Annotated in this window: 11 protein-coding genes; all 11 read right to left on the bottom strand. The window is 76.8% G+C overall.

What is annotated here, in order from left to right; all coding sequences use genetic code 11:
• Nucleotides 1-72 precede the first annotated feature (72 nt).
• The 11 genes from ACIDOF_RS10295 to ACIDOF_RS10345 all read right to left on the bottom strand — a co-directional run bounded on the left by ACIDOF_RS10295 (nucleotide 73) and on the right by ACIDOF_RS10345 (nucleotide 13,173).
• On the bottom strand, nucleotides 73-1,842 hold the full coding sequence (locus ACIDOF_RS10295) for an ABC transporter ATP-binding protein (protein ID WP_409005463.1): 1,770 nt from the start codon (nucleotides 1,840-1,842) through the stop codon (nucleotides 73-75).
• Nucleotides 1,839-3,614, bottom strand: coding sequence for an ABC transporter ATP-binding protein/permease (locus ACIDOF_RS10300; RefSeq protein WP_409005464.1), 1,776 nt, complete (start codon nucleotides 3,612-3,614; stop codon nucleotides 1,839-1,841). The genes ACIDOF_RS10295 and ACIDOF_RS10300 overlap by 4 nt, the downstream gene beginning before the upstream one ends.
• Nucleotides 3,611-4,984, bottom strand: coding sequence for a nitroreductase (locus ACIDOF_RS10305; protein WP_409005465.1), 1,374 nt, complete (start codon nucleotides 4,982-4,984; stop codon nucleotides 3,611-3,613). Before ACIDOF_RS10305 ends, ACIDOF_RS10300 begins: the two co-directional genes overlap by 4 nt.
• 9 nt (nucleotides 4,985-4,993) lie before the next feature.
• Nucleotides 4,994-6,373 carry a YcaO-like family protein gene (locus ACIDOF_RS10310; protein WP_409005466.1) on the bottom strand — a complete coding sequence of 460 codons (1,380 nt, stop codon included), beginning with the start codon at nucleotides 6,371-6,373 and terminating at the stop codon, nucleotides 4,994-4,996.
• Nucleotides 6,370-7,914 (bottom strand): CocE/NonD family hydrolase, encoded by a 1,545-nt coding sequence (locus tag ACIDOF_RS10315; RefSeq protein WP_409005467.1) that lies wholly within the window; start codon nucleotides 7,912-7,914, stop codon nucleotides 6,370-6,372. Before ACIDOF_RS10315 ends, ACIDOF_RS10310 begins: the two co-directional genes overlap by 4 nt.
• On the bottom strand, nucleotides 7,911-8,759 hold the full coding sequence (locus tag ACIDOF_RS10320) for a hypothetical protein (RefSeq protein ID WP_409005468.1): 849 nt from the start codon (nucleotides 8,757-8,759) through the stop codon (nucleotides 7,911-7,913). The genes ACIDOF_RS10315 and ACIDOF_RS10320 overlap by 4 nt, the downstream gene beginning before the upstream one ends.
• A gap of 122 nt (nucleotides 8,760-8,881) precedes the next feature.
• Nucleotides 8,882-8,995, bottom strand: coding sequence for a streptamidine family RiPP (gene amiA / locus ACIDOF_RS10325; protein WP_267904559.1), 114 nt, complete (start codon nucleotides 8,993-8,995; stop codon nucleotides 8,882-8,884).
• A gap of 104 nt (nucleotides 8,996-9,099) precedes the next feature.
• The gene (locus ACIDOF_RS10330) at nucleotides 9,100-9,990 is read right to left on the bottom strand and encodes an ABC transporter ATP-binding protein (protein WP_409005469.1); all 891 of its coding nucleotides are present in this window, start codon (nucleotides 9,988-9,990) and stop codon (nucleotides 9,100-9,102) included.
• A gap of 68 nt (nucleotides 9,991-10,058) precedes the next feature.
• Nucleotides 10,059-11,111: a FecCD family ABC transporter permease gene (locus tag ACIDOF_RS10335; RefSeq protein ID WP_409005470.1), complete on the bottom strand. Its 1,053-nt coding sequence runs from the start codon at nucleotides 11,109-11,111 to the stop codon at nucleotides 10,059-10,061.
• A gap of 11 nt (nucleotides 11,112-11,122) precedes the next feature.
• Nucleotides 11,123-12,196 (bottom strand): FecCD family ABC transporter permease, encoded by a 1,074-nt coding sequence (locus ACIDOF_RS10340; protein WP_409005471.1) that lies wholly within the window; start codon nucleotides 12,194-12,196, stop codon nucleotides 11,123-11,125.
• On the bottom strand, nucleotides 12,193-13,173 hold the full coding sequence (locus tag ACIDOF_RS10345) for an ABC transporter substrate-binding protein (RefSeq protein ID WP_409005472.1): 981 nt from the start codon (nucleotides 13,171-13,173) through the stop codon (nucleotides 12,193-12,195). The genes ACIDOF_RS10340 and ACIDOF_RS10345 overlap by 4 nt, the downstream gene beginning before the upstream one ends.
• Between the last annotated feature and the right edge of the window lie 113 nt (nucleotides 13,174-13,286).

Consider the following 13,286-nt stretch of genomic DNA (forward strand, 5'->3'; position numbering starts at 1 on the left):
TTATTGTGTGACCGGTGCAGGGCGAGACTTTCTTCGCCTCACCGGAAGATCATCGGGCGTGACCGCAACGGGCTACTCGGGCGGAGTGCGCCGCGCGATCCGCCCGAACGCGCCGCCCGCCGCCGACAGCTCCGCCCACGTGCCGCGCTCCACGATGCGCCCGCCGTCGAGGACCGCGATCGTGTCGGCGCGGCGGATCGTGGCCGGGCGGTGGGCGATGACGAGGGTCGTCCGCCCCTCGGACGCCGAAGCCAGGGCGGTGGCGAGTTCCGCGTCGCCCGCCGTGTCCAGGTGGGCGGTCGTCTCGTCGAGGACGAGGACGCGCGGGTCGGCGGCGAGGGCGCGGGCGAGGGCGACGCGGGCCCGCTGCCCGCCGGACAGGGTGGCGCCGCGTTCGCCGACCAACGTGCCGTAACCGTCGGGGAGTTCGGCGGCGATACGGTCGACGCCGCAGATCCGGGCGGCCTCGGCGACGTGCGCGTCGGACGCGTCGGGCGCGGCGAGCCGCAGGTTCTCCGCGAGCGTCCCGTGGAACAGCGGGGCCTCCTGGCCGACCACGGCGAGCGCGGCCCGCAGCTCCGGGTCCGCCACCTCCCGTACGTCGACGGCCGCACCCTCCGGCGTGACCAGGGCGACCGAACCCGCCGACGGGTCCCAGAAGCGGGCGACGAGGTGCGCGCACGTCGACTTGCCCGCGCCGGACGCGCCGACGAGCGCCACCGTACGGCCGGGCGGCACGTCCAGGTCCAGGCCGTCGAGGACGGGCGCCCCGCCGTAGTCGAAGCGGACGCCGCGCAGCCGCAGGCCGAGCGGCCCGGCCGGTACGGGGACGGGCGCGGTCGGGGCGGGCGCGCCGGCGGGTGCGCGCAGGGCCGCGCCGACCCGGGTGGCCGCCGCCCGCAGTCCGCCGGCCTGGCCGAGCGCGGCGGCAGCGTCGGCGACCGGGGCGAGGATGCCGAGGGCGAGCGCCACGGCGGCGGGGGCGAGCGCGCCGGGGAGGCGGCCCACGGCGACGGCGTGCGCGGCGGCCGCGACGACGCCGAGCACGGCGGCGACGACCGTGACGTCGCGCACGGCGGCGGCCGTGGCCTCCCAGGACTGTTCGGCGCGCTGCGCGTCGCCCACCTCCGCGCCGCGCTCGGCGAGCCTGCGGCGGCGTGCGTCGAGCGCGCCGAAGGCGAGGAGTTCGCGCAGCCCGTCGACGCTCTCCACGGCGTCCGCCGACAGTTCTGCGGCGGCCTTGCGGGTACGGGCGCCGCGCGCGGCCCGTTCGCCTGCGCCGACGAACGGGGCGACGACGAGCAGCAGCGCCGCGGGCAGCACGGCCGCGAGGAGCCACGGCTCGTGCACGGCGAGGACCGCGCCCCCGGCCCCGAACACCGCGCCGGAGGCAAGGAGTTGGGCGGTGGTGTGGGCGTAGAAGAACTCCAGGGCCTCGACGTCCGCGAGGGCGGTGGCCGCGAGGTCGCCGCTGCGGCGGCCCCCGATCCGGGCGGGCGCGCTGCGGGCCAGCCCGTCGAAGACGCGTACGCGCAGCGCGGCGAGGACGCGGTAGGCGAGGTCGTGGGAGAGGTCCATCTCGCGCCAGGTGGCGAGGCCGCGCAGCAGGACGAGGCCCACGAGCAGGGCGACCGTCGTGCCGGAGGGCGGGGTGCGGTCGACGACGGCCGCGCCCACGGTGTGCGCGACCAGCGTCACGAGGGCGACCAGGGCCGCCTGGTCGACGACGGCGGCGGCGCAGGTGCGGGCCACCATCACGCGGTGCTGCCCGAGTGCGGGCAACAGGCCGCGCAGAGCGCCTCGTTGGGCCAGGGGATCTTCTCGTACGGTGGTCACGCTCATGCGGCCCTTCCCTCGTCGGAGGCGTCGGAAGCGAGGCCGTCGGCATCCGCGGCCGGAGCCCGGTCGGCCCGCACCAGCCGTGCGTACAGCCCGCCTCGCTCCAGGAGTTCCTCGTGCGTGCCGGCGGCGTCGACGCGGCCGTGGTCGAGGACGACGATGCGGTCGGCGTGGCGTACGGACTCCAGGCGGTGGGCGACGACCAGGCAGGTGCGGCCGGCGGCGGCGCGGAGCAGCTCGCGGCCGATGCGGGCCTCGCCGTGCTCGTCGACGGCGGAGGTGGCCTCGTCGAGGACGAGGACCGGCGCGTCGGCGAGCAACGCCCGTGCCAGGGCGAGGCGTTGGCGCTGGCCGCCGGAGAGGGTGGCGCCGCGTTCGCCGATCACGGTGTCGTAGCCGTCGGGCATGGCGGTGATCTCGTCGTGGATGCCCGCGGCCCGCGCGGCGGCGGCGAGTTCGGCGTCGCTCGCGTCGGGGCGGCCGAGGCGCAGGTTGGCGGCGATCGTGGCGTGGAACAGGTACGTCTCCTGCGACACGACGGCGATGCCGCGGCGCAGCGCGTCCAGGCGGTACGCGGCGACGGGCGCGCCGTCGACGGTGACCGTGCCGCTGCCCGGTTCGCGGCGGCGGAGCAGCAGGGCGAGGAGCGTCGACTTCCCGGCGCCGGACGGGCCGACGACGGCTGTGGTCCGCCCGGCCTCGGCGGTGAAGGAGACACCGTCGAGCGCGGGCCGCGCCGCGCCCGGGTAGGTCAACGTGACGGCGTCGAAGCGGAGTTGGGGCGAGGCTCCCCAGTCGGCGGGTCGCGTCCCGGTGTCCGACACGCCGGGCTCGGCGGTGCGGAGGGCGGCGATGCCGTCGGCGGCGGACACGCCGAGGTAGCCGGCGTGCCACTCGCGGGACAGGTCGCGTACGGGCCGGAAGCACTCGGAGGCGAGCATGAGGAGGAGATAGCCGCCGACCGGGGTGACCGTGCCGGTCGCGGCGGAGCCGCAGGCGAGCAGCGCGGCGGCGACGGTGCCGCCCTGCACGGCGAGGTCGGTGAGCCCGGTGTCGACGAGGGACACGCGCAGCTTGGCGACGGTCGCCCGGTGCAGCGCCGCCGAGCGGTCCTCCAGCCGTGCGCGGGTGCGGCCCACGGCCCCGGCGGCGCGCAGCGCGGGCATGCCCTGCAGTGCCTCCAGGTAGTCGGCGGCGAGCCCCTCGTACGTGTCCCAGTGCTCCTTGCCGCGCCGCTCCAGGAGCCGGTCCCACCAGCGCGGCACGAGCAGGGCGAGCAGCAGGGCGGGGCCGAGGGCGAGCAGCGCGTACGGCTGCAGGACGCCGACGGGGATCAGGAGCAGCGGCGGTACGAGGCAGGTGACGGCGAGTTGCGGCAGGTAGCGGGAGAGGTAGGCGTCGACGCCCTCGACGCCGTCGACGAGCGTGGCCCGCACGGCGCCCGCCCGCGCGGTGGTCAGGTGGGTGTCGCCGAGCCGGCCGAGCTGGGCGAGCAGCGCGTCCCGCAGCCGGACGCGGGCCGACGAGCCTGCGCGTACGGCGACTTGGCGCTGCCGTCGGGTGAGCAGGGCGCGTGCGACGACCACGCCGAGGATCGCGCCGAGCAGTGCGGGCAGGGGTGCGGTGTCGCCGCGCGCGATGGCGGCGAGCGCGTACGCGAGGAGCACGGCCTGCGCGAGGTGGGTGACGGTCACGGCGGCGAGCAGGGCGGTGGCGTGCGCGAGGGGGCGGCGTACGGTGCGGGCCGCGGTGAGGAGTTCGCGGTGCAGCATCATGGGGTGCGGTCGCTTTCGGCGGCGTGGGCGAGGTCGGGTGCCGTCAACTGGCCTTCTGTCGGCGGGTGTTGAGCGGGTGCTCGGGTCGTTCCGAGGGCGAGGCCGTGCACGATCAGGTCGCGTTGCGGCGGCCCGCCGAGCGCCGCCCCGAGGTCCGCGCCCTGCCAGGAGCCGACGGGCCGGGAGCGCAGTCCGAGCGCGGCGGCCTGGGCCTGGGCGAGGCCCGCGCCGGCCCCGGCGGCGATGTGGTAGCGCCGCACCTGGGCGGGCCCGGCGTCCAGCGGGCAGCCGTACGCGAGCAGCACGGCCCCGCAGTCGGCGAGCCAGCCCTGCCGGGCCGCCCACACGGCGAGGGTGCCTCGGGCGTCGCCTCGGGCGAGCACCGTCAACTCCCGCTTTCCGGCGCCGAGTTCGACGACGGACGGTCCCGGACCGCCGACCGCGGCACACCAGCGCGGACCCGGCACGGAGCCCGCCACGCCGAGGAGCGCGGCCAGCTGCGCAGTGGACGGCACGCCGGGCAGGGGCGGTATCGCACTGCGTCCGGAGCGCGGCGGGACGGCGACCCGCCCGGGACGCCATGTGCCGGTCGTCGACCCGCCCGCGCGGCCGAGGAGCCGCAGCACCTCCTCGGCCGCGCGGAGCTCGGGGTGCGACACGCCGGACGGGTCGACGGAACCGGAGTCCCGCACCCCGCCCGCGTGCGCCCAGGCGGCCAGGGCCGCCTCTCCCCCGCCGGTGCCGCCGAGCCCCAAGTGCACGGCAGCCAACGGGAGTTCACCCCACCCGGGGTCCATCCCGCCCGCCGCCGCGAGCAGGTCCGCGTCCGCGTCGAGGCACCACTCCACGCCCGCCCCGACCCCGTGCTCCCCGGCCGCCGTCAGCAGCCCGGCCATCGCGTGCCCGGTGTCGAGCAGCAGCAGCGGCCAGGCGCGGTGGCCGTAGTGGGAGACGGTGCGGCGGGCCGTGACGGTGAGGACGACGAGGGCGCCCTCGGGCGCGTCGGCGGGTGCGGGGCCGCGCAGGACGAGGTGGTGGGCGACGGGGTCGTACGCGTACCGCCCGGGCGGGACCGTGCAGCCGGGCCCGGCCAGGACGTGCGCGTCGACCGGGTGCAGGCCGCCCGCCGACGGCACACCGCGCAGCCGCCCGTCGGCCGGATCGTGCGCGGCGAGCGAGCGTCGCAGCAGGGCGTCCAGGTCGAGCAACTCACCGCCGTGCATGGGGAGTCGACCCGGCATGACTCTGGGGCCGGTACGAGGGGTGACCTGCGGTCCGGGGTGCGTGTCCGGGCCCGGCGGCCGGGTCGACAGGGCGTGGCTGCGGGCCCGGTGCAGCAGCAGGCGGTCCGCCGCGGTTTCGACAGGCACGGTGTCTCCTCACATGTGCGGCGGCGGCGCGAGCGTGAAGTCCCCCGGGGCGTACGGGACTTGGGTGCGCCAGCCGCGTGCGAGGGCGGCCTCGCCGAAGCGGGGGTTGCCGAGGTACGCGAAGGCCGCGGGGGCGTTCGGGACGAGCCCGGAGACCAGGACGCGGGCGACGCGCAGCGCGGTCTCGGCGACGTCCTCGGTGGTCAGGTCGAAGGCGAGGACGCGGTGACCGCCGTCCGCGAGCGCCCTGTCGAGCCGGGCGCGGCTGCCGTGCGGCACGGCGTCGACGGGGACGACGCCCTCGGCGGGCCGGGTGAAGCGCGCGGCGAGGGGCGCGGCGCGCTCGTCGAGCCACACCTGCACGTGCGCGCCGAGGTCCCGTACGGCCTCGAACTGCGGACCGCAGTCGTCGAGGTAGCGGCGGTCGGGGCGGTGGTCGAGGTAGAGGCCGCGGGCGAGCATGCCGGCGTCGACGGCGCGGAACACCCAGCCGTCGGGTTCGGTGAGGCCCTGCGTGAACACCCAGGTGTGCACGGCTTCGAGGACGGCCTTGCGGGCGGCCTCGGCCGGGTCGTGGCGGCAGGCGAACCCGGCGGCGTAGAGGCCGCGCCGCGGGTCGTGGGCGAGGGCGGCCATGCAGGGCGCGAACTCGGACGGCATCTGCACGATCCACACGTCGAGCCCGCACCCGGCGAGGTCGGCGCGCAGTCCGGGCACGCTGTCGGGGTCGATGCCGCGGGTGGGGCCGTCGAGGTGCCACCACAGTTCGAGCGCGTCGCGTTCGACGACTTCGAGGAGTCCGCGCTCCACGGCGTCGTCGAAGCCCTGCCCGGTGGCGATGCCCGCGTAGTTGAGGTGGTGGGTGCGGGGCAGTGAACGCAGCGCGCCCTGCCGCCAGTTGAGGTGCGTGAGCGCGACCGGCGCCCAGCACTCGGTGCCGCCGCCGTCCCTGCCGAGTTCGTGCCCGCGGGCCCACAGGGCGGGCGTGTCGGCGGTGAACGGCTCGTACGGGAACCGCTCGCGGGCGTACTGCCAGTCGGCGTACGCGGGCAGCTCGCCGGGCCCGTACAGGTTCAGGCCCCGTGCGGTGAGCTGCCGGGCGGTGGCGCGGAGCGGCTCGTCGGGGTGGCCGGGCGGGGGCACCCGGTTGCCGCAGTAGCGCTCCACGGCCTCGGCGATCGCGGCGATCCTGGCGCCGTCGGGGTCGCCGAAGGTGGTGCCGAGGGCGACGCGGTCGGCGGGCCAGAGGCCGAGGCGGCGGGCGTCGGCGACGTCGGCGGTCATGGCGGTGTAGCGGGCCGGGGCCCCGGCGGGGTGGTCGACGGGGGCGACGCGGCGGACGATGCCGCACACGGGGTCGACGAGGGCGTCGGGCGGCAGCACGGTCATCGGCGGAGCTCCTGGTGCGGCGTGGCGGCGTGGGTGAGGTGGCGGGGCGGCACGACGGGCAGCAGCAGCGCGCTCGCGCCGAGGTCGACGGTCCGCTCGGACGGCAGCAGCCGGGTCGCGGTGACGGGGTCCTCGCCTGTGTGCGGGTTGCGGGCGTGCGCCGGGAAGTGGTGTCCGGCGACCTCGACGCGCAGCCGCGTCCCGGCCGGCAGCCGCCGCGCGACATGCCCGAGGCCGACCTCGACTTCCCGGAAACCACCGGAAGTCGGCTCCGACTCCCGGGCGATGCCGGTGGCCAGCGGCTCGGCGGTGTCGTCGACGGTGACGGCGACGACGCGTACGACCCAGTCGGCGCACGGCGTGTCGGCCGTGACCCGGAGCCGTGCCGCGGCGCGCCCGAGCAGGTCGAGGGGGCGGGGCAGCGGCGGCGTGACGAGCAGACAGCGGTCGGGGGCGCCGGTCCGCGGCACGTCGAGCCGGTCGGAGCGCACCGGCCGGGCGGGGTCGGCCCGGAAGGCGGGCCCGCGCAGCAGCTTCATCCCGGCCAGGCCGTACGAGGTCGGCTCGTCGCACAACTCCCGTGCCGGCAGCCAGAGTTCGGAGCAGCCGAGACCGACGACGCCGCCCCGCCCCGCGCTCAGGGCGCCGTCGAGTGCGGCCCGCGCCCAGGCGACGTACAGCCCGCCGAGGCCGACCTTGTGGGCGGGGCGGGCGTCCGCGCCGGGGTCGGCGGTGAGGGCGTGGCCCCAGGGGCCGAGCAGCAGGCGGGCCGGGCCGTTCCAGGCGCGCCACAGCCGCAGCGTGTCCTCGGCGAACGGGTCGTGCGTGCCGCCCACCGCGAGCAACGGCACGCCGTCGGCGGGGACTTGGTAGGGGTTGTGGTCGGCCCACAGGCCGGGCCAGGACGGCAGGGGGCGGCCGAGCCGGTCGGGCAGGGTGCGCAGCGGCAGGTGCTCCAGGAGCGCCGGGTCGGCGTGCAGGGCGCGGTCGAGGGCCGCCTCGTCGGAGTCGGGCCGGTCCCCGTGCGCGGCCCACCAGCCGGCCCGCGCGTACAGCCGCTCCGGCCCGCCCGCCTCCCGCGCCGTCTCGGCGGGCCCGAGGGCGGGTACGGCGGCGATGACGGCGTCGGCGCGCTCCGGACCGTCGGCGAGGGCCAGCGCGCAGTGCGCCCCGTACGACGCACCGGAGGCGAGGACCCGCCCGTCGGACCAGGGCTGCCGCCGGATCCAGCCGAGCGCCGCGCCGCCGTCGCCCGCCTCGTCGCGGTACGGCCGCCAGCTCCCTTGCGAGCCGTGCCTCCCCCGCACGTCCTGGGAGACCGCGGCGAACCCGCGCCCGGCCCAGGCCCGCAGCTCGGAGCGGTGCCTGCGGCGGTCGTACGGGGTGCGGATCAGCACGGCCGGGAACGGTCCCGGTCCGGCGGGCAGGGCGAGGTCGGCGGCGAGGGCGGTGCCGTCGGGCGCGGCGAGCAGCGTGGCCCGCACGGTGGCCCGCCGGGCGGGGCCTGCGGCTTCGGCGGGCCGGGTGGTGGTGTCGGTCATGCGGTGGTCCGCTCGGGCTGCGGGGTCGTACGGGGTGCGGGCAGCGTGTCGGGCATCGGCGCCACGTCCGGTACGGGCAGCACGACGTGCTCGGTGACGCTGAGGTCGCGCAGGTCGACGCGGCGCAGGCGGCGGGTGCGGGGGCTGCCGTGGGCGTGGGCGTCGAGGTCGGCGGCGAGCAGTGCTGCGGCCAACGCGGCCCCGGCGGGCGGGAGTTGGGCCTCGCCGTCGATGCGCCGGTCGCCGCCCTCCCAGTACGCGGCGAGTTCGCGGTGGGCGGGGGTGGCGGCGAGGCGGCGGGCCCGTACGTGCGCGGAGGTGACGTCGCGGGCGGTCAGGGCGAGGGGCTCGATCCACAGCTGGTGTCCCTCGCGGTGGCAGCGCAGCCAGCCGACGCCACGCGCCGGCAGCCGGTCGGCCTCGTCCCAACTCCCCCTGGGCACGGGCCCGTCGAGACACCACACGACCACTTCGCCCGCCACGGCGCCCGCGATCTCGTCGGCCGTGCCCGTACGCACCCTCGTACCGCTGTCGACGAGCAGCGCGGCGAGCGGGCCGGTGAGGGCGGGGGCGCCGACGAGCAGGACGGACAGCGGCCCGGAGGGCGTCGCCGGGTCCTCCTGCGGCCGCAGATACCCCGCGCGCTCGAACGCCCCGACCAGCGCGTCGAGTTCACCGTCCGACGCGTCCTCGCCCGCCGCCCCGCCGAGCCGCTCCCACAGCGCGCTCTCGGGTACGTCACCGGTGCCGACCCGCAGGAACTCGCCGTCGGCCGTGCGGACGGCGAGGCCCTGGCCCGGTACGGCGACGAGGCTGACGCCGGGGGCGAGTCGGCTGGGGTTCATGGGGAGGTGCTCCAAGGTGGTCGGGCGGTCGGCTCGGGGAAGGGGCGGGTGGCTGCGCGGGGGGGGCGGAACGGTGCGGGGCCCGCCCGGAACCGCCGTTCCGGACGGGCCCCGCGGCGCTGTTACTCCTCGCCGTCGTCGAAGGGGTTCTCGACGAGGGCGTTGGAGTGGGTCGCGGACAGGTGCGCCAGCTGACCCTGCTCGGCGATGGGCGTGAACACCTTTTCCTGGTCCATGAGTTGAGCCCTTCCTGATCACGGCCGTACGCGTACCGCACGGCCTCGGTGGTGGCCGCGACCCCTTTCCGGGGTCACACCGAAGACCTTAATGAAAACGATTGTCATTTAACAAGAGAGGTGGGGGCGGGCAGAGGGTGATCCGGGTAACACACCGGCCAGCCCCCTTCCGGATCGCGTCCCACCCGCCCGGCCACGCCGAGGACTTCGGCGAGCAGCGCGGGCGTGACGACCTCGGCGGGCGGCCCGTCGGCCGCGACCCGGCCCTCGCGCAGCGCGACGATCCGCTCGGCGAAACGCGCGGCATGGGCGAGGTCGTGCAGCACCATGACCACGGTCAGGGCCCGCTCGTCCCGCAGCCGCACCACCGTCTGCAGCACCTCCAGCTGGTGCCGCAGATCGAGGTACGTGGTCGGCTCGTCGAGCAGCAGTACGGGCGTGTCCTGCGCCAACGCCATGGCCAGGCGCACCCGTTGGCGCTCGCCGCCGGACAGCGTGTCCACCTGCCGGGCGCCCCAGTCGGCCACGCCCACGTCGGCGAGGGCCTGCCGGCAGGCCGCGTCGTCGCCGTCGCGCAGCATGCCGAGCGGGCCGCGCGCCGCGTACCGCCCCTGCCGTACGAGTTGACGTACCGTCATGCCCGGTACGGACGGGGCGGACTGGTGGAGCAGGGCGACTCTGCGAGCGGCGGCGCGGCGCGGCATCCGGGCCAGGCGCTCGCCGCCGATCAGGACGTCACCGGAGTCCGGCCGGAGCAGGCCCGCCATGATCCGCAGCAGAGTGCTCTTGCCGCAGCCGTTCAGGCCGACGAGTGCGGTCAACTCGCCCCGGGCGACGCGGAGATCGACGCCGTCGAGCACGGGCGGCCTGCCCGGGTAGCCGAAGCGCACCCCTTCCACGCGCAGCGCTTCGCCGCGTTCGCCGGCCGAAGGCTGCGGGGGTCGTCCGGGTGTCGTGGACGCGGGTGCGGAGGCGGAGACCGTCGGGTGCGTCATGTCCCTCCTCGGGGAACGGGGCGGGCGGGCAGCGGAGGCACGCCAACTCGCGGATGGGATAGGGGAGTTCAACTCGGCGTACGGGCCGTGCGGCGGACCGCGAGGAGCAGCAGCGCCGCGCCGGCGAAGGTCGTCACGGCGCCGGTCGGCAGCACGAGCCGGTCGGATTGCAGGACCCCGGCGAGGACCTGCGAGGCGCCCTGGGCCACCGCGTCGGCGCCGCACACCACGAGCGCGCCGAGCAGCGCGGCGCCGGGCAGTCCGACGCGGAGCTCGGCTCCGAACAGGGCCACGGCGAGATGCGGTACGAGCAGCCCGACGAAGCCGAGCGCACCGACCACCGACACCGCGCCCGCCGTCAGTGCCACCGCGCACACCAGGGCGGCGGCACGGGTGCGGCCGGTCGCCAGGCCCGCCGCGGCGGCCTGCTCGTCGCCGCAGCGCAGCAGCGTCAGCGGCCCGGCGAGCAGCCAGGCGGCGACGGCCCAGCACAGGGCCCAGGGCCACAGCAGCCGCCAGTGCTCCCAGACCCGGCCCTCGGTGGAGCCGACCAACCACTGGACGACGCTGCCGAGTTCACCGGGCGCCACCAGCAGCACCATCGCGGTGAGCCCGGCGAGCACGGCCGACACGAGCACCCCGTACACGGCCGTCTGCTCCGGGTCGCCCCGGTCGCGGCCCGCGAGCACCCACAGCAGCCCGGCCCCGGCGAACCCGCCGAGGCACGCGGCGGCGACCACGGCGGCCGGGGACTGCCAGCCGGCGAGCCCGAGCCCGGTGGCGGTGACCGCGCCGAGCACCGCGCCGGGCGTGACCCCGGTGACCTCGGGTCCGGCGAGGGGGTTGCGCAGCGCCGACTGCAGGACGAGCCCGGCGATCCCCAGGCACGCACCGGCGCCGAGGGCCACGAGCAGCCGGGGAAGCCGGAGTTGGAGCACGATGTGCCGCGCCGTCGGATCGACCGCGCCCTCGGCCCCGCCGACGATCCGCCACACCGCACCCGGCGACACGGCCCGCCCGGCGAGCAGCGCGGCGACGGCGGCGAGAAGGAGGGCGGCGGCGAGGACGAGGAACGCCCGCCCCGGGCGGCGGGGCCCCGTACGGAAGCGTGTGCGTGTCATGACCGGAGGCCTCATGAGCGGACACCTCCGTCGGCCGGGGCGAGTGCGGTCGGCTGCGCGGTGCCGTCCGGCGCGCGTCCCGTCATACCGGTCGTACGGTCTTCGTCCCCGTGGCGGCCGTCCCTGCCGCGTCCGCGCGTCCGCAGCATCGCCACCCCGACCGGCACGCCGAGCAGGGCCGTCCAGGCGCCGACGGGGGTCTCGGTCGGGGCGAGGGCGAGGCGGGCGGGCAGGTCGGCGCAGGCCACGACGAGCGCGCCGTACGCGGCGGCCCACGGGAGCCAGCCGACCGCCGTGGCGTCGGGGTGCAGCCGTCGGGCCAGGTGCGGGGCGAGGAATCCGACCCAGGCGACCGGCCCGCACACCGCGACCACCGGGGCGATCAGGACGACGGCCACGAACAGGGCGCCGACGCGGGCCCGTCCGGCGCGTACGCCGAGGGCCTGCGCGTCGTCGTCGCCGAGCCGCAGCACCGCGAGAACCGGGGCGCACAGCAACAGCGCGGGCACGGCCACGACCAGCCAGGGCCACAGGCCGGTCACGTCGTCCCAGGTGCGGGCGGAGAGGCTGCCGAGCAGGTAGCGGTAGATCAGCTGCAGGTCGAGCTGGTCGGCGAGGACCATCAGGACGAGCAGCCCGGCCTGCAGGGCGGCGGCGACGGCGGCGCCGGTCAGCAGGACGGCGGCGGGGCCGCGGCCGAGTCCGGCGGCGAGGAGGGTGAGCCCGCCGCCGAGCAGCGCCCCGCCGATGGCGAGGAGCGGCTGCACGGCGGCGGGCAGGGCGACCGCCAGGACGAGGGGGGCGGCCACACCGAGTGCCGCACCGGAGGAGACGCCGAGCATCTCGGGTACGGCGAGCGGGTTGCGCAGGGCCTCCTGGAGCACGAGCCCGGCGGCGCCGAGGCAGGCCCCGGCGACGAGCGCGAGGACGAGCCGCGGCAGCCGCAGCTCGGCCACGACGACGGCGTCCGCGCCGGTCGGGCCGAGCAGCTTCTGCGGCGGCACGAACGGCGTGCCGAGGCACAGGGCGCACCCGGCGACCAGCACCAACAGCCCTGCGGCGACAGCGATATGACGGGTGTTCACTTCAGCGCGGCCGTGGCCTCGTCGAGGACGAGCGAGAGGGACCGGGTGCCGCGCCCCTTCGCCCACACCTCGGGGTCGACCTCGACGACCTTGTCGTTCTTGACGGCCGGGATCTGCTTCCACAGCGGGTTCTTGGCGAGCTTCTCGGAGAGCTTCCCGTCGGAGTCCCCGAACGACATCGTCTCGACGAACAGCACGTCCACGTCCCGGGCGATGATCTCCTCCAGGCTGTACGTGCCCTCGACGCCGCGGTTCTTCCACGGATAGTCGGCGAGCTTCGGGAAGAGGCCGCCGGCGACGTCGTTGCCGGGGGTGGCGACGCCGAAGTTCTCGTCGCTGCCGAAGATGACGAGCGCGGTCTTCTCGCTCTTCGCACGTTCGGCGCGGGCGAGTTTCGTACGGAACTTCTTCTCGGCGGCCTCGGCCTGCGCGCCGCGCCCGGTGAGGGCGGCCAGGTCCCGCAGGTAGCCGACGCTGTCCTGCCAGGTGTCGGGCTGCACGGGCCAGAAGGCGGTGGCGCCCTTCAGCGCGGGCGCCAACTTGCCGTGCGTGTCCTTCAGTCCGATGACCAGGTCCGGCTTCTGCTGCAGGATCGCCTCGGCCTCGGGCGCGAGGAACCCGCCCGGCACGGTGGGGATCTTCGCGGCGCGGCTCTTGCCGAGGAACTTCGGGTGGGCGAGGAGCGCGGAGTTGGTGGCGACGGGCTCCAGGCCGAGCTCGACCAGCATGTCGTCGCAGAGGGCGACGAGGCACACGATCCGCTGCGGCTCCTTCTTCGTGGTGATGCGTTCGCCGTGCGGGTCGGTGATCGTGCGCGCGGACTTCACGGGCCGCACCGACACGTCGGTCCGCTCGCCGCTGCCGTCGCCGGCTCCGCCCGCGGCGGGTTCGGCGGCTGTGCCGCAGCCGGTGAGGAGGGTTCCCAGGACGGCGGCGGCGACCCAACGGTGCACCCGCTTGATCGAAGTGCGCGACATCGGCAGCTCTTTCGTACTCGGCTCCCGGAGGCGGTCCCCCCGGACTGCCGCATATTAAGCATGATAATCATTTTCAAATCAACCCGGTGTCGCCGCCGACGACGAGCGAAGGA

Origin of the sequence: Streptomyces sp. Da 82-17, from assembly GCF_046098215.1 — a bacterium.
Taxonomy (GTDB): Bacteria; Actinomycetota; Actinomycetes; order Streptomycetales; family Streptomycetaceae; genus Streptomyces.

Coding starts and splice junctions, on each gene's coding strand:
- ACIDOF_RS10300 (WP_409005464.1), bottom strand. CDS start 3,614: ATGATGCTGCACCGCGAACTCCTCACCGCGGCCCGCACCGTACGCCGC.
- ACIDOF_RS10320 (WP_409005468.1), bottom strand. CDS start 8,759: ATGAACCCCAGCCGACTCGCCCCCGGCGTCAGCCTCGTCGCCGTACCG.
- ACIDOF_RS10310 (WP_409005466.1), bottom strand. CDS start 6,373: ATGACCGTGCTGCCGCCCGACGCCCTCGTCGACCCCGTGTGCGGCATC.
- ACIDOF_RS10295 (WP_409005463.1), bottom strand. CDS start 1,842: ATGAGCGTGACCACCGTACGAGAAGATCCCCTGGCCCAACGAGGCGCT.
- ACIDOF_RS10330 (WP_409005469.1), bottom strand. CDS start 9,990: ATGACGCACCCGACGGTCTCCGCCTCCGCACCCGCGTCCACGACACCC.
- amiA (WP_267904559.1), bottom strand. CDS start 8,995: ATGGACCAGGAAAAGGTGTTCACGCCCATCGCCGAGCAGGGTCAGCTG.
- ACIDOF_RS10315 (WP_409005467.1), bottom strand. CDS start 7,914: ATGACCGACACCACCACCCGGCCCGCCGAAGCCGCAGGCCCCGCCCGG.
- ACIDOF_RS10345 (WP_409005472.1), bottom strand. CDS start 13,173: ATGTCGCGCACTTCGATCAAGCGGGTGCACCGTTGGGTCGCCGCCGCC.
- ACIDOF_RS10335 (WP_409005470.1), bottom strand. CDS start 11,111: ATGACACGCACACGCTTCCGTACGGGGCCCCGCCGCCCGGGGCGGGCG.